General features: G+C 71.6%; 13 protein-coding genes and 1 pseudogene. 12 read left to right on the top strand and 2 right to left on the bottom strand.

Translation table 11 applies throughout. The annotated features are described in order from the left end of the window. Positions 1–140: 140 nt before the first annotated feature. From HMPREF2883_RS12240 to HMPREF2883_RS12215, 6 genes are all read left to right on the top strand, one after another. Positions 141–611: a YbjN domain-containing protein gene (locus tag HMPREF2883_RS12240; protein ID WP_004565218.1), complete on the top strand. Its 471-nt coding sequence runs from the start codon at positions 141–143 to the stop codon at positions 609–611. Continuing rightward, complete coding sequence (locus HMPREF2883_RS12235) at positions 611–1,411, top strand: type III secretion system chaperone family protein (protein ID WP_070662887.1); 801 nt, start codon at positions 611–613, stop codon at positions 1,409–1,411. The genes HMPREF2883_RS12240 and HMPREF2883_RS12235 overlap by 1 nt, the downstream gene beginning before the upstream one ends. A 5-nt stretch (positions 1,412–1,416) precedes the next feature. Further along, a complete protein-coding gene (gene miaA, locus HMPREF2883_RS12230; protein WP_081384521.1) occupies positions 1,417–2,412 on the top strand; it encodes a tRNA (adenosine(37)-N6)-dimethylallyltransferase MiaA in 996 nt (331 codons plus the stop codon). A 10-nt stretch (positions 2,413–2,422) separates the two neighbouring features. Next, positions 2,423–3,373: a diaminopimelate epimerase gene (locus HMPREF2883_RS12225; RefSeq protein ID WP_070662885.1), complete on the top strand. Its 951-nt coding sequence runs from the start codon at positions 2,423–2,425 to the stop codon at positions 3,371–3,373. Positions 3,374–3,456: 83 nt separating this feature from the next. Next, a complete protein-coding gene (gene brnQ, locus HMPREF2883_RS12220) occupies positions 3,457–4,860 on the top strand; it encodes a branched-chain amino acid transport system II carrier protein (protein WP_070662884.1) in 1,404 nt (467 codons plus the stop codon). A gap of 28 nt (positions 4,861–4,888) precedes the next feature. After that, positions 4,889–6,382, top strand: coding sequence for an MFS transporter (locus tag HMPREF2883_RS12215; protein WP_070662883.1), 1,494 nt, complete (start codon positions 4,889–4,891; stop codon positions 6,380–6,382). A 79-nt stretch (positions 6,383–6,461) separates the two neighbouring features. Here HMPREF2883_RS12215 and HMPREF2883_RS12210 read toward each other — a convergent pair whose 3' ends face one another. After that, a complete protein-coding gene (locus tag HMPREF2883_RS12210; protein WP_070662881.1) occupies positions 6,462–7,070 on the bottom strand; it encodes a class I SAM-dependent methyltransferase in 609 nt (202 codons plus the stop codon). Positions 7,071–7,102: 32 nt separating this feature from the next. On the opposite strand from HMPREF2883_RS12210, the gene HMPREF2883_RS12205 reads away from it, so the two are divergent. The 4 genes from HMPREF2883_RS12205 (at position 7,103) to HMPREF2883_RS12190 (ending at position 13,453) form a co-directional block, all read left to right on the top strand. Then, positions 7,103–8,476 carry an MFS transporter gene (locus HMPREF2883_RS12205; protein WP_070662879.1) on the top strand — a complete coding sequence of 458 codons (1,374 nt, stop codon included), beginning with the start codon at positions 7,103–7,105 and terminating at the stop codon, positions 8,474–8,476. 147 nt (positions 8,477–8,623) lie between these two features. Next, complete coding sequence (gene hflX / locus HMPREF2883_RS12200; RefSeq protein ID WP_070662877.1) at positions 8,624–10,264, top strand: GTPase HflX; 1,641 nt, start codon at positions 8,624–8,626, stop codon at positions 10,262–10,264. 8 nt (positions 10,265–10,272) lie between these two features. Next, complete coding sequence (locus tag HMPREF2883_RS12195; RefSeq protein ID WP_070662874.1) at positions 10,273–12,333, top strand: ATP-dependent DNA helicase; 2,061 nt, start codon at positions 10,273–10,275, stop codon at positions 12,331–12,333. 118 nt (positions 12,334–12,451) lie between these two features. Next, a complete protein-coding gene (locus HMPREF2883_RS12190; protein WP_070662872.1) occupies positions 12,452–13,453 on the top strand; it encodes an L-lactate dehydrogenase in 1,002 nt (333 codons plus the stop codon). A 74-nt stretch (positions 13,454–13,527) separates the two neighbouring features. On the opposite strand, the pseudogene lexA reads toward HMPREF2883_RS12190, so the two are convergent. Beyond that, positions 13,528–14,315, bottom strand: a pseudogene (lexA, locus tag HMPREF2883_RS12185) (transcriptional repressor LexA). A gap of 213 nt (positions 14,316–14,528) precedes the next feature. On the opposite strand from lexA, the gene HMPREF2883_RS15645 reads away from it, so the two are divergent. Then, entirely contained in the window at positions 14,529–15,275 is a 747-nt protein-coding gene (locus HMPREF2883_RS15645; protein ID WP_256277474.1) for a LysM peptidoglycan-binding domain-containing protein, read from the top strand. 106 nt (positions 15,276–15,381) lie between these two features. Further along, positions 15,382–15,837: a transcriptional regulator NrdR gene (gene nrdR, locus HMPREF2883_RS12175; protein ID WP_070662870.1), complete on the top strand. Its 456-nt coding sequence runs from the start codon at positions 15,382–15,384 to the stop codon at positions 15,835–15,837. Positions 15,838–15,843: the final 6 nt, after the last annotated feature.

Here is a 15,843-nt window from a genome sequence, read left to right as displayed (position 1 = left end):
CCCGCACCCTCCGCGTCCGACGGTGAGCGATGGGAAAAGGGCCGGGGAGCCGCCTGAGAATCCCGTCTGTTTTGCGCTGACGGTGGAGCGGGCCGGGCTGGGCTGGGGAGCAGCCCGCAGGCCCCGCTAGGCTGGGGAGCATGCCCAGCTTCGACGCCAGCTCTGCTGCCGCCGCCACGGTCCCCCGGCCCGTGGACGTCGACCGTATCCACGAGTGCGTCAAACGACTGGGACTGCGCTACTTCATCGATGACGAGGGCGACATCGGCATTCCCTGGCGCTACGTCACCGTCCACGCCATCTTTCAGGACACCAGGGCCGTCCAGATGCGCGGGATCTGGCACCGCATCGCCGACACCGAGCACCTGACCCAGCTGCGCGCCCTGGTCGAGGACTGGAACACCACCCGCATCGGCCCCAAGGCCTACCTCACCGTCGCCGACGGCGGGGTGGTGCGTCTTCACGGCGAGTACACCTACCCCCTCGAGGCGGGGATGACAGACCGACAGCTCGAGGACTTCGTCTTCGGCGGCTGCCGGCTCATCGTCGCCCTCATGCACGAGGCCGAGGAGCAGTTCCCCGACGAGCTGCGCGGAAGCCTGGAGCCGTGATGCCCAGACTGCAACGCCTCACCGACTTCATCGCACGTCTCCTGGGCAAGGAGTGGGACGTGCGGGCACTGGACCGCCAGCGCACCAGCCCGGCGAGCAGCCACCCGGGCGACTCGCGCGGCCGGCCCGACGAGCCCCCGACCATCTCACCGTACGTCGCAGGTCCCGTCGGACCCGCAGACTCAGCCGACTCGACCGACTCAACCACCCCGGCCGACTCCAACGGACCATCGGAGCCCGCCAGGGCAACCGCCTCGGCGCAGACCTTAGACGCCTCACGCACCTGGTCGAGCACATCAGGCCGGTCGGAGGAGGACCCGGCAGCGGGAGAACAGGGCGCCGACCACCCTTCGGACCTGGATCCGACCGAGGAGGAGCCCCAGGGGCTGACCCTGGCCCGGATCGAGTCCATGCTCACCGGCCCCATGGAGTACAACGTCCAGCTGACCGAGGACCGCGAGCACCCCTGCCTCCTGGGCACCTGGGACTCCTTCCCCTTCGTCATCGAGATCCCTGAGGGGCACGACGGCTGGCTCCTGGTCTCCGGGGACTGGGAGGAGGCCGCCCCCGCCTCCCAGAGAGACGAGATCGCCGCCAGCGTCAACGACTGGAACCGGGACAAGTTCTTTCCCACCGTCGGCGTCATCGACACCCCCATCGGTCCGTTGGTGCGCGCCACCTACCTCACGGACCTATCCGCCGGGGTCACCGACGCTCAGCTGCGCCTCCACCTGGACACGGCGCTGTCCGCCTGCACCCAGGCTCTCAGCCTCGTGGGCCCCCTCCTGCCGGAGATCTGAGCCCCATGAGCCCAGTGTCCCCGAGCGCCCCCTGCCTGCCCAGACTCGTCGTCGTGGGTCCCACCGCCACCGGCAAGTCGGCCCTCGCCCTCGACCTCGCCGAGAAGATACAGGCCGACGAACCGGCGACCCGCGCCGAGATCATCAACGCCGACGCCTCCCTGCTCTACCGCGGCATGGACATCGGCACCGCCAAACCCAGCCCCGCCGAGAGGGCCCGCGTCCCCCACCACCAGATCGACGTCCTCACCGTCAGGGACCGGGCATCCGTGGCAGCCTTCCAGCGCAGCGCCCGCGGCGACATCGACGCCGTCGAGTCACGGGGCAACCTGCCGATCATCGCCGGAGGCTCCGGCCTGTACGTGCGGGCCCTGACCGATGCCCTCGACTTCCCCGGCACCGACCCGGCCGTGCGCACCCGCCTGAGCGAGCGCGCCGAGCAGGAGGGAACCGCCGCCCTGCACGCCGAGCTGGCCCGCCTCGACCCGGCCGCCGCCGAGCGCGTCGAGGCCTCCAACACCCGCAGGATCGTGCGGGCCCTGGAGGTCATCGAGATCACAGGTCGACCCTTCTCCGCCTGTCTGCCCCGCTACGAGGACATCGCCCCCACCGTCCACATCGCCCTGCGCTGCGAGCGCCGGCTCCTGGATAAGCGCATCAACGAGCGGACCCGCGCCATGTTCGAACGCGGCCTGGTCGAGGAGGTGGAGGCCCTCATCGACCAGGGCATCCGGGAGGGGGCGACCGCCCCGCGCGCCATCGGCTACGCCCAGGCGCTCGCGGTCATCGACGGGACCATGAGCGTGCCCGAGGCGGTCGACTCCACCACCCTGGCCACCCGCCAGCTCGCCTCCCGCCAGATCAAGTGGTTCCGGCGCGATCCGCGGGTGCACTGGATCGACGTCGCCCTCACCGAGACCGGGGAGTGCACCGACTCCGAGCGTTCCCGGCTTACCCGGCAGGCATGGGAGCTCGTCTGCGCGCCTCGTGGCGTCGCTTAGGCTAGGGGCCATGCCGCACTCGACAGGTCTTCGCGGTCGTGAGCTCATCAAGGGCCACGCGACCCTCAACGACTTCCTCATGCTGGTCGACCCCGGCTGCGAGGTCGCCATCAGCGGCGCCGACATCGCAGCGGTCTGCGACCGCCACCGCGGTATCGGCGCCGACGGCTTCGTGCGCGTCGTGCGGACCACCGCCCTGCCCGGCGGCGGAGCCTTCGCCGCCTCCGTGCCCGAGGCCGAATGGTTCATGGACTACTACCGCGCCGACGGAGCCGTGGCCGAGATGTGCGGCAACGCCGCACGCCTGTTCGCCCACGTCCTGGACAGCGAGGGGCTGCGTCCCATCGCCGACGGCGAGTCCGTCACCATCGGCACGCGCGGTGGGGCCCGCACCATCACCCGCCTGGGCGAGCTGTGGACCGTGGACATGGGGCCGGCCCGCCTGGCCAACCCTGAGGAGGCCGACGACGAGGGCTGGGACACGGCCGTCGTCGTCCCCGGCCTGGCCGGGCAGCGGGCCGCCCTGAGCGTGGAGATCTCCGGGCCCCACACCGTCGTCGCCCTGGGGGAGGAGAAGGAGCTCGAGGCGGCCGCCTTCGCCGGGCTCACCGACTCCGCGGACCCGGTCGCCTACGACCCCGCCCCCGAGGTCGGCACCAACCTCGAGCTCGTGGTGCCGCTGGGGGAGGAGACCGACCCCGACACTCACACCCCGGTGGGTGTCGCCCGCATGCGCGTCCTGGAGCGCGGAGTGGGGGAGACCCTCTCCTACGGGGCAGGCTGCTGTGCCGTCGCCGTCGCCCTGCACGCCTGGAGTGGTCCGGACGCTCCCGAGGACTACCGGCTGCTCGTTGCCGGCGGAGAGATCGGGGTCCACGTGGGCACCGACCCCCTGGACGAGGACAGCAGCGTGCTGCTGACCGGGCCGGCCACGATCACCGGACGGGTCACCGTCGCCTGAAGGCCCGTCAGACCCGCCGCCATCCACACTGCTCCCGGACGTCGCACCGACGCCGCATCCGAGAAGAGAAACCGACCACCACTATGAGCCAGCCATCCACACGCACCGCCGTCGGCGCCGTCCTGCCGACCGGCCTGATGCTCTTCGCCCTGTTCTTCGGGGCGGGCAACCTCATCTTCCCGCCCCTGCTGGGGGCCGCCTCGGGCAGGTCCTTCATTCCGGTCATGGTGGGCTTCCTCGCCACCGGAGTGCTCATGCCGCTCATCACGGTGGTGGCCGTCTCCACCTCCGGTGAGGGGATCCTGGGCCTGGCTCGCAGAGTAGGACCCCGATTCGGCACCGTCATGCCGCTGGCGGTCTACCTGGCGATCGGCCCGCTGTACGCCATTGCCCGTGTCACCACGGTCGCCTACGAGCTGGCGACCCGCCCGGTGCTCGAGCTGTTGGGGATTCACCCCTCCCGTCTGGTCCTGCTGGCGCATGTGACGGTGTTCATGGGTGTGTCCTTCAGCATCGCCCGCAGTCCGAGCCGCCTGGCCGACCGCGTCGGGCGTTGGCTCACTCCCGCCCTGCTGGCCCTGCTGGCCCTGCTCTGCGGGGTCACCATCGTGATGTCTCCCAGGGTGGAGCGCGAGGCCATCGGGGACTATGCGAGTCATCCCCTGACCAACGGGCTGACTCAGGGCTACCTCACCATGGACGTCCTGGCGGCCACCGTCTTCGGCATCGTCGTCATCACCTCCCTGCGTGAACGCGGCCTGACCTCCCCCCGAGCCCTGGTGCACGGCACGATCCTGTCCGGTGGTATTGCCGCCGTGCTCCTGGGGATGGTGTACGTCGGCCTGGCCGTCCTGGGGACGCGTACCCGCGGGCAGATCACCGTCGACACCAAGGACGGCACCGCGCTGCTGCGCAACGCGGCCTCCTCCACGCTGGGGACCTCGGGCGTCGTCATCTTCGCCGCCATCGTCATCCTGGCCTGCCTGACCACCGCCGTGGGGCTGATGGCCTCCTGGGCCGGCTACGCCTACACCGCCTGGCCGGCCGTCTCCTTCAACCGACAGCTCGCCGCCTGCGCGATCGTCTCCTTCGCCCTGGCCAACCTGGGCCTGAGCGCCATCCTCAAGATCGCGGGACCGTTGCTGTTCCTGCTCTACCCCCTGGCCATCGCCCTGGTCGCCGTGACCCTGGTCGACGCCGTGGCACCGGGACGGCTCAAGGCCGCCTACCTGTGGTGCGTGAGCACAGCCGGGATCCTCGGATCCGTGCCCGCCATCACCGCCGCCGGCTGGGATGGCCCCAGCAGGCTGCTGGCGAGAACCGGCCTGTGGAGCGACTCCACAGGCTGGATCCTGCCGGCGCTCCTCGCCCTGGGGATCGGCATCGTCCTGGACATCCGCTCCGGAGCCTGGTCCACGCCCGCCCCCGGGGAACCACCCAGCCGGGCCCAGCAGGACGTCGAGCACGCCGCCGCCTCACAGCTGTGAACCGCCCGGCACGCGGTAGCCTCTCGCCGTGCCCACGCCTTACCCCCGAGACCCAGCCCAGACGCCGCGTCCGAACCATGAGCGGCTTCTGCCGACACTGCTCATCCCCGCCTTCGTCTCGCTGCTGGCCGTCTCCTCGGTCAATGTCATCCTGCCGGCACTCTCCCACAGCCTGAGCGCCGGCACCGCCGGGCTCCAGCTCGTCGTGTCCGGCTACGCCCTCGTCTTCGGGGTCGCCCTCGTCCCGGCCGGCCGCGCCGGCGACGTCATGGGGCGAGGGCGGCTCTTCGTCATCGGCATGCTCCTGTTCGGTGCCGGATCCCTCGTCTCGGGCCTGGCTCCCGACGTCGTCACCCTCAACCTGGCCCGGGTCGTCATGGGAGTGGGTTCAGGGCTGCTCAACCCGCAGGTGACCGGCATGATTCAGCAGTACTACACCGGTGAGGCCCGAGGGCGCGCCTTCGGTCTCTTCGGCGCCGTCATCGGGGTCTCGGTGGCGCTGGGGCCGGTGCTCAGCGGCGGGTTCATCGGCTGGCTCGGGGACGACTGGGGCTGGCGCGCCTCCTTCCTCATCAACGTTCCCCTCACCCTGGCCGGCGTCTGGGCCGCGCGCCGCTACCTGCCGGCCTCCGCCTGGCACCGGGGGAGCGGCATGGAGCAGACGGACCGCGCCGCCGCCGGCGACGCCACCGGGACCACCCGCCGCGGCGGGGTCGATCTCGACCCGGTGGGGATGGGGCTGCTCGCCGTCGGCACGCTGCTCATCATGATCCCCTTCATGGAGGCCTCGGCCGGCACCTGGATCTGGGGCCTGGAAGCCGCCGGCATCGGCATCATCGGCGCCTGGGTGGCCTGGGAGAAGCGCTACCGGACCAGGGGCGGCGCCCCCATGGTGGACCTCAGCCTGCTGGCCATCCCCTCCTTCGCCTACGGCAGCCTGGCCATCGCCGTGTACTTCCTGGGCTACACCAGCGTGTGGATCATCGTGGCCCAGTATGTCCAGGCCGGTCTGGGCTCCAGTGCCTTGGCCAGCGGACTCATCGGAGTCCCGGCCGCCCTGGCGGGATCGATCGCCGCCGCCGTCGCCGGCCGCCGGGTCATCCGGGTGGGGCGGGTCATGGTGCTCGGCGGCATGGTGCTGGGCATGGCCGGGCTGCTGGCGAGCATCGGCATCATGCACATGCACGCGCGCGCGGGGTGGAGCCCCTGGTGGCTGACCCTCACGCTGCTGGTGCTCGGAGTGGGGCAGGGCCTCGTGGTCTCCCCGAACCAGACCCTCTCCCTGGCCGACGTCCCCCTGGAGTACGCCGGGGCCGCGGGCGGCATCCTCCAGACCGGTGAGCGCATCGGCACCTCCATCGGCATCGCCGTCATCACGGGCCTGACCTTCCGAGTCTCGCACTCCTCGGGCTGGGAGGCCGCCGCCCAAGCCGGTCTGCTGGCCGTCGTGGCCGCCATCGCCGTCGCCGCCGGGGTCGCCGTCATTGATCTGCGTCTGGCGAGGCGACGACGCCGGTGGTAGGCCAGGACCATGGTCAGGGCCGCCGCCACGACCGTGAGCGGGTCCCGTCCGGGCATGGCCCGGCGTCGTGTCAGCCGTGTCAGCGGTGCACCCGTAGCACCCTGAAGCCCTTCGAGGAGGCCATCCGGCTCACGTCCCAGCCCTGGTCCCTCAACCAGGTGGCCAGGGAGTCGGCTCCCAGGTTCTTGAGCACCACCAGCCAGGCCTCGCCGTCCTCGGACAGCAGCGCCAGCCAGTCCTGCAGCAGGGCGTGCAGGGCCTCCTTGCCGATGCGCACCGGTGGGTTGGACCAGATGAGATCCACCGGTGTCGAGCTCTGGCGCAGCTCGGCCAGCAGCGCGTCGGCCGGGGCGACACGCACGTTGTCCAGGCCTGCGGCAGCGACGTTGTGAGCGGTCAGGGCCAGGGAGCGCTCATTGACATCGACCGCCAGGACCGTGGCCCCGGGGGCGGCCTCGGCCAGGGCCAGCGTGATCGGTCCCCAGCCGCAGCCCAGGTCGAGGAAGGTCCCGGTCTCGGGTGGATCGGGGACGTGATCGAGGAGGACCTGGGTGCCCTTGTCGAGGCGGTCGGCGCTGAAGACGCCCGAGGCCGTGACCACCGTGCGCTCGACGCCGCGGATCGAGAAGCGGTGGGTGCGCTCCTCGGCCTCGACGGCGGGGGAGGCGGTGAAGTAGTGCTCGCTCACACCCGTCAGGCTACTCGCGTACTCTGACGGGCATGACCGCCCCGCCCAGCTCCACCAGCAGTCCCTCGATCCGGGCGCTGCTCGGCTCGCGGGCGGGGCACCTGGCGATGGCGGTGCTCGTCGTCGAGCTGCTGGCGGGCATGCAGGTCTACCTCAACCAGACGGTTCTGCCGCTGCTGGCCACCGAGATGGGCGCCCGCAACACCTACGGTCTGGTGACCGCCGCGGCCCAGGTCCCCGCCTTCCTCACGATGCCGCTGGGCGGAGCCATGCTCACCCGGTGGCGGCCGGCCCGCCTCATGACCGCGCTCACCGTCCTGCTGGTGGTCGGCGCCGTCGTCGGAGCCCTTGCCCCGAACGTGGGGGTGTACGTCCTCGGGGAGATCCTGCGTGGGCTGGCAGCAGGGTCCCTGGCAACGGCGACCATGGGGGTCATGGTTGCCGGCCTGCCCGACGCCTGGAGACGACTGTGCCTGGCGGCGGGCTCGGGCATGTGGGTCGTGGCGGCCCTGGCCGGCCCCGTCTACGCCTCCGGCGTCAGCGCCTCCTGGGGCTGGCGCTGGGCCCTCGTGGCCTACCTGCCCGTGCTCATCGCGGCCCGGGCCGTCATGGCCACCCAGATCCGCGACCTCAGCCTGGATGAGGAGACGGGGCGCGACGAGGCGGTGCCATGGCTGCCCGCCCTGGCCATGGCCGCGGGCGTGGCGCTCATCGGTGCGCTGCGCGCCTCCAACCCCTGGTTCTGGCCCGGCGTCGCCGTCGGCACCGCCCTGGTGCTCTGGTCCTGCTCACGCGTCCTGCCGGCCGGGACCCTGCGCCTGGTACCCGGCCGGCGCGCGGGCATCGCCACCTTGCTGTGGGTGTGCGCCTTCTTCCTGGCCCTGGACTTCCTGGTGGCTCCCAGCGCCCACGACGTCCTGGGCATGACCCCGACCCAGACCGGCTGGGCGCTGACCGCCGGCGGCGTCGGCTGGTCGGTCGTCGCGATCGCCTGCGGGGCCCGCCCGGCGCGAGAACCGGAGGCCTACCGACGCCGCACCACGCTGGCCGTGGTCTTCTTCGTGGTCGGAGCCACGCTCATGGTGATCACGGTCCTGGGCCGACCGCACTGGTGGGGGCTGCCCGTGGGATACGGCGTGGCCAGCATCGGCATGGGCCTGACCCACCTGGACACCATGAACCGAATCGTCACCGATCCCGCCCGGCCCGACGGCATCACCCACGCCCAGGCCGCCACCGCCGTGACGATCGCCGGTGCGGCCGGCGGTGCCGTCCTGGGGACGGCCGCCACGGCCTTCGTCGCCCCCACGGCAGCCGGTGTCGAGACGGACCGGCTGTGGCCGACGCTCGTCATGCTCGCCGTGGGGCTCCTTCTCACCCCGCTGCTGGCCCGACGCGCCGCTTGAGCGCGCAGGTGGCCCCACGCGCCCGCGGGCAGTAGCATCGCCCCCATGTGGATCCTTCGTATGCGCTGAAACGGCGGCCGGCGCCGCTCCCCGCCAGAACCATCGCGCCCCATCGGAGGGGCGCAGGCATACGACGAAGGACATTTTGTGACCCATCACCACTCCACCACCCCCTCCACCCCCGAGGACGCAGCAGACCTGCGCGACACCCGCGACGTCCATGAGGGCCGTGACGTCCGTGACGTCCGTGACGTTCACGACGTCCATGACGTTGTGGCCCGGGTCCTGTCCCGGACCGGAACCGCCCTGGCCTCCACCGCCGCCCAGCACGAGCACGCTGATGGCTACGAGGACGGCCTCGACGACGGCGCCCTGGAGCGGGAGGCCCGCGCCGCCCGCCGCCGTGTGGCTGGCCTGTCCACCGAGCTGGAGGACGTCAGCGAGGTCGAGTACCGACAGGTCCGCCTGGAGAAGGTCGTCCTGGTCGGCCTGGAGCTGCCCCGGCCCCACGGCCCGGCCACCGGCGCACCGGGCGGAAGCGGCCAGGTGCGCGACACCCAGGACGCCGACACCTCCCTGCGCGAGCTGGCCGCCCTGGCCCAGACCGCCGGCAGCGAGGTCCTCGACGCCCTCATCCAGAAGCGAGACCACCCCGATCCCGCCACCTACCTGGGCAGCGGCAAGGCGCGCGAGTTGGCCGACGTCGTGGCCGCGGCCGGCGCCGACACGGTGATCGTCGACGGCGAGCTCGCCCCCTCCCAGCGCCGCGCCCTGGAGGACGTCGTCGGCGTCAAGGTCGTCGACCGCACCGCCCTCATCCTGGACATCTTCGCCCAGCACGCCAAGTCCCGTGAGGGTAAGGCCCAGGTCGAGCTCGCCCAGCTCGAGTACCTCCTGCCGCGCCTGCGCGGATGGGGCGAGTCCATGTCCCGACAGGCCGGAGGCCGCGTGGCCGCCGGTCAGGGCATCGGCTCGCGCGGCCCCGGAGAGACCAAGATCGAGCTCGACCGGCGCCGCATCCGCCAGCGCATGGCCCGCCTGCGCCGCGAGATCCAGGCCATGGCGCCCTCACGCGAGACCAAACGGGGCTCGCGCCGACGCGGGGCCATCCCCTCGGTGGCGATCGCCGGCTACACCAACGCCGGCAAGTCCTCCCTCATGAACCGCCTCACCGAGGCCGGCATCATGGTTGAGGACGCCCTGTTCGCCACCCTCGACCCCACCGTCCGGCGGGCCGAGACCTCCGAAGGACGCACCTACACCCTCACCGACACCGTCGGTTTCGTGCGCAACCTGCCCCACGAGCTTATCGAAGCCTTCCGCTCCACCCTGGAGGAGGTCGCCGGGGCCGACCTCGTGCTGCACGTCGTCGACGCCGCCCACCCCGACCCCCTCAGCCAGGTGGCGGCCGTGCGCACCGTCCTGTCCGAGATCCCCGGAGCCCTGGACGTGCCCGAGCTCATTGTCCTGAACAAGACCGACCTTGCCGACGCCGTCACCCTGGCCGCGCTGCGCACCGGCCTGCCCGGGGCGGTCGCGGTCTCGGCCCGCACCGGGGAGGGGATCGAGGAGCTGCGCGCCCGCATCGAGCAGATGCTGCCCCACCCGCAGGTGAGCATCGACGTCGTCGTGCCCTACTCCCGCGGGGACCTCGTCTCCCGGGTCCACGCCGAGGGCGAGATCGACACGGTCGGCTACGTCGAGGAGGGCACTCACGTCGTCGCGCGCGTCGGCGCCGCCCTAGCGGCCGAGATCGAGGGCGCCGCCGCAGGCGTCACCGTCGGCTGAGAGGCGCCGTGACGCCGAGCGAGCCGAGCCGGACGGACCGGCCTGACACTGATGGCGCCGGTGATCGCAAGGTCCTGGACGCCTTGGACGCCGCGGTGCGCTCCATGGGCGGCAGCCCCCGCCAGGGACAGACCACCATGGCCCAAGAGACTGCCCAGTCCCTGGCCGACGGCACCCACCTCCTGGTGCAGGCCGGTACCGGGACGGGAAAGTCGCTGGGCTACCTGGTGCCCGCCATGGTCCACGCCGTGCAGGCCGGTGCCCGGGTCGTGGTCTCCACCGCCACCCTGGCCCTTCAACGGCAGATCCTCACCAAGGACGCGCCCCTGGCCGCCGACGCCGTCGAGCAGGTCACCGGCACCCGCCCCGAGGTGGCCCTGCTCAAGGGCTGGCAGAACTACCTGTGCCGACACCGCCTGGACGGAGGCTACCCGCAGGACGAGGACGAGGCCGCGCTCTTCGGCGTCGGGGAGGCCATCGCCCAGCCGGCCGCCGGGCACGGGAGTGACGCGAGCCTGGGCGAGCAGGTGGTCCGCCTGCGCGAGTGGGCGGCCAGGACCGACACCGGTGACCGCGACGACCTCGTCCCCGGCGTCTCCCAGCGCGCCTGGGCCCAGGTCTCCGTCTCCCGGGCCGAGTGCCTGGGGCAGTCCTGCCCCCTGAAGTCCGAGTGCTTTCCCGAGCTGGCGCGCGCCGCCGCCTCCCGGGCCGATCTCGTCGTGACCAACCACGCCATGCTTGGCGTGGTCGTGGCCGGCAACCCCGGTGTCCTGCCCGACCACCAGGTCCTCATCGTCGACGAGGCCCACGAGCTGGCCGACCGCATTCGCTCCCAGGGCACCATCGCCCTGTCGGCGGCCGCGGTGGCGCGTACCGCCGCCACCGCCCGCAAGCACGCCTCCGTGCTGGTCAGCGAGCTGGAGTCCGCGGGCCAGACCTTCCAGCTCGCGCTGGCCGAGCTGCCCGACGGCCGCCTGGAAGCGCCCCTGCCCACCGCCCTGCACGACGCGCTCGTGGTTCTGGCCGGCGCCGCCCGCCAGGTCGCCTCCGACGTGCGCGACCAGGCCCGCGCCCTGGGGCGCGACCGCTCCAGCGAGGCCGCCGGGGGTCTGGCGGTCGCTCGTACCGCCGTCGCCGACCTGGTCGACGCCCTGGACCGCATGACCTCCGACTCGGTGGCCCAGGGCCGCGACGTCGCCTGGATCGAGCGCCCCCGCATGGGCGCCGAGCCCCCGCGCCTCCTCCTGGCCCCCATCGAGGTCGCCGGGTCGGTGGCCGGCCACCTGCTGAACGGCCGCGTCGGCGTCATGACGTCGGCGACCCTCGCCCTGGGGGACAGCTTCGATCCCATGGCCCGCTCCCTGGGACTGACCCTGGCGGAGCAGCCCTGGAGAGGTCTCGACGTCGGCTCCCCCTTCGACTACCCCCGCCAGGGCATCCTCTACGTGGCCGCCCACCTGCCCCGCCCCGGCGCAGGCATCTCCGAGGCCGCCCTGGATGAGATGCTCGCCCTGGTCGAGGCCTCCGAAGGAGGCATGCTGGGCCTGTTCTCCTCCAGGCGCGCCGCCCAGGAGGCCGCCGAGGTACTGCGCGGAGCCACCGACCTGCCCGTCTACGCCCAGGGCGACGACCAGCTGCCCACCCTGGTGCAGGCCTTCGCCGAGGACGACGCCGCCTGCCTGGTGGGCACCCTCTCACTGTGGCAGGGCGTGGACGTGCCCGGACGCACCTGCCGCCTCGTCGTCATCGACCGCATCCCCTTCCCCCGCCCCGACGACCCGGTCGCCCAGGCCCGCACCGACGCCGTCGTGGCCGCAGGTGGCAACGGCTTCATGAGCGTGTCGGCCACCCACGCGGCCCTGCTCCTGGCCCAGGGGGCCGGGCGCCTCATCCGTCGCAGCCAGGACCGCGGCGTCGTCGCCGTCCTGGACTCGCGCCTGCGCACGGCGCGCTACGGGGGCTTCCTCACCCGCTCCATGCCCGCCCTGTGGCCGACGACGAAGCCCGACGTGGTGCGCGGCGCTCTGAGGCGTCTGGCCGTGCGGCCCGATGCCCCGGAGGAGGAGTGAACCTGTCGGCTGGGCCTTTCGGTAGGTGCCCCTCGGGAGGATCTGCACGTAGGCTTGGCGTGAGCGGGTGCTCGCGCCCCTGCGGTCCTGCCCAGCAGATCCCACCGAGGAGAAGAACGTGTCAGACCACATCACCACTACCGCTGAAGGCTCCTACCCCACCAACCGTTCCGGCCGCCCCTCCAAAGTCGCTGTCATCGGTGCCGGGGCCGTCGGCTCCACCCTCGCCTACGCCTGTGTAACCAAGGGCGTTGCCCGCGAGGTCGTGCTGCAGGACATCGTCAAGGAGAAGGTCGAGGCCGAGGCCCTCGACATCGCCCAGGGAATCCAGTTCACCTCCGCCGGCTCCGTCTCGGGATCCGACGACCCCGAGATCTGCCGCGACGCGGACGTCATCGCCATCACCGCCGGTGCCAAGCAGAAGCCCGGCCAGTCCCGCCTCGAGCTGGCCGGCGCCACCGTCGGCATCATGGAGAAGATCCTCCCCAAGCTGGTCGAGGTCGCTCCCAACGCCATCTTCGTCCTCGTGGCCAACCCGGTGGACGTGGTGACCTACTGCGCCAAGAAGATCACCGGCCTGCCCGAGAACCAGGTCTTCGGCTCCGGCACGGTGCTGGACACTGCCCGGATGCGGTACCTCATCTCCCTGGAGACCGGTACGGCCGTCCAGAACATCCACGGCTACATCGCCGGTGAGCACGGCGACTCCGAGGTGCCCCTGTGGTCCTCCACCGAGATCGGCGGCGTGCCGATCACCCAGTGGGGCACCACTCTCGACGGCGGCGTGTTCGACGAGTCCAAGCGTAAGCGCATCGCCCACGACGTGGTCCGCTCCGCCTACCGCATCATCGAGGGCAAGGGCGCCACCAACTACGCCGTCGGCCTGGCCGTGCAGCGCATCATCGGTGCCGTCCTCAACGACGAGCAGCGGGTGCTCACCATCTCCCCGCTGCTGGACAACTGGCACGGCATCTCCGACGTGTGCATGGCCGTCCCCACGATCGTGGGACGTGAGGGCGCTGGGCGTCGCCTCGAGCTCCCTCTAACCGCTGAGGAGGAGGAGCGCCTGATCGCCTCCGCCGACCACCTGCGTGAGGTCGCGCGCGGCCTGGGTTACTGAGTCACTGGCCTGAAGCGATGAAGGACCGCCCCGCTGAACCGGGGCGGTCCTTCTGTCATGAAGACCGGGAGTGACTACAGGGCGCGCAGCACCGTGACCACCTTGCCCATGATCGTGGCATGGTCTCCGTCGATCGGGGCGTAGCTGGAGTTGCGGGGAGCAGCCACTGGTGGCCGTCGCGACGCGAGAGCACCTTGACCGTCGCCGAGGCGCCGTCGACATCCTCGATCATGGCCGCCACGATCTCTCCGTTGGCCGCGTCGGGCTGAGAGCGCACCACCACCCAGTCGCCGTCGCAGATGGCGGCCTCGATCATCGAGTCCCCGTGCACCTCCAGCATGAAGAGCTCGCCCTCGCCGGTCAGGCGGCGGGGCAGGGCCATGACATCGGTGATCTCCTGCTCCGCCAGGATCGGGGTGCCGGCGGCGATCCGCCCCACCAGCGGAACGGCGACCGCGTCCCCGTCCTCGACGCCGGGGAGGTTGGGGGAGTCAAGAGAGGAGACGTGAGCGCCACCGGGGGCGGCTGCACGGTCGCCAGGGCCGTTGTCGGCGGAGACGACCTCCATCGCCCGAGGACGATGGGGGTCTCGGCGCACCAGGCCCAGGCGCTCGAGCTTGTCCAGCTGATGCTTGACGGAGGAGGGACTGGTCAGCCCCACCTGCTCACCGATCTCACGCAGTGAGGGTGGATACCCGTGGGTGGCGATGGCCTCGCGGACGGCCTCATAGACCGCGCGGGCGCGCTTGTCGAGGTCGCTGACGGCCTCCGCGACCGCTGCTGCGTTGGTCGCCTTCGAACCGCCGGTTCCGGCGGGCGGCATCGGGCTCGGTGAGTCGCCCTGGTGTGCTGTGGTGCTCATGGTCCTGGCTCTCCCTGCCGGACGGCCCTCAGGCCCGGGGGCGTCAAGGGCACGGAATAGATGTCGGTGGTCCGTGATCGTCTTGGACATGACCAGCCTACTGGCGAGACGAGCACGATTCAAACACATGTTCGAAGAAGTGCTGGACGTGTCGCCTCTCAGGCGCTAATGTATCGAACAAGCGTTCGTCGAACATGTGTTCAGGAGGTTGCTGTGAGCGCCATTGCCATCCCGCTCCCGTCCCGCCAGGCTTCTCGGGCTCGGACTGATGAGCCCGTTGCCGGGCCGGCTAGCGGCCGGGGCGGTGGGCAGTCCTCCCGTCGGCCCAGGCTGAGGCTGGTCACCGAGGACTTCGTCCCCGAGGCTCCCGTGCGGAGCGGCCTCGAGGGCGCTCCGCGCCCCGGGTCCGCATCCGTAGGCGTCGCGGCGCTGCCGGAAGCGCCGGCAATGCGTCGTCCCGCGGCGTCCGTGGCCCTGCGGGGCCGTCGCACGGAGCTGGAGAGGCTGGCCCCGCAGCACCCGGCGGTGCGGGCCGCCGGGCTGCGACGGAGCGCCCAGCAGGAGGAGGATCGGCGAGGTGGCGCTCAGAGTGTGGGCAAGAGTGAGTCCGTCCTGTCCCTCCCGCGGAAGACGGTGAAGGCGGCGGTACGCTCTCGGGCGGGGCTGCGGCTTCTTCGTGGCGGGCTCGCGGTCATCGTCGCGGCCTTCGTGCTCACCTGCAGCGGACTGACCATCGGGGCCCTGGTGGGCTTAGTCTCTGCGGCCCCCGCCACGGCGGTTGCACAGGTGCCGGCGGATACCACCACCACGGTTGTTCGCCCTGGTCAGTCCCTGTGGGACATCGCCGAGGCGAGCGGGACCTCGGACGTCCCCGAGATGGTGGCTCGGATCGCCGAGCTCAACGACCTGAAGGGGACCACCATCCGTGCCGGACAGACGCTTGAGATTCCTGCGGTGTGAGAACCGGTGCGCGGGTCGTACCTCGAGGAGGGCTTGCGGGGCGGCCCACCGGGCGTTTACCCTCCGATGGACTGACCATAGTCCAGTGAGTTCGGAGGTTGTAGGCGTGCACTGCCCCTTCTGCCGTCATGACGGCTCGCGCGTTGTCGACTCCCGGACCGCTGAGGACGGCACCTCGATCCGTCGTCGTCGTGAGTGTCAGCAGTGCGGGCGCCGCTTCACCACTCTGGAGACCGCCAGCCTGTCGGTCCGCAAGCGCTCCGGCGTCGTCGAGCCCTTCAGCCGTGACAAGGTCGTGGTCGGGGTCAGACGCGCCTGCCAGGGACGCCCCGTCTCCGACGATCAGCTCGCGCTGCTGGCGCACCAGGTTGAGGAGGCCATTCGCGCGGGAGGTCAGGCGCTCGTCGACTCCCACGACGTCGGGTTGGCGATCCTGGGGCCCTTACGCGAGCTGGATCAGATCGCCTACCTGCGCTTCGCCTCGGTCTACTCCTCCTTCGACTCCCTGGAGGACTTCGAGAAGGCCATTGCCGAGCTGCGCAGCACCGAGGCTGCCTGCTGACCTGGT

The sequence above is a fragment of the Actinomyces sp. HMSC075C01 genome (assembly GCF_001812965.1).
In the GTDB taxonomy this organism is placed as follows: domain Bacteria; phylum Actinomycetota; class Actinomycetes; order Actinomycetales; family Actinomycetaceae; genus Actinomyces; species Actinomyces acetigenes.
The sequence above is the reverse complement of the archived record's forward strand: the minus strand, read 5'-3'. Positions and strand labels throughout refer to the sequence as shown.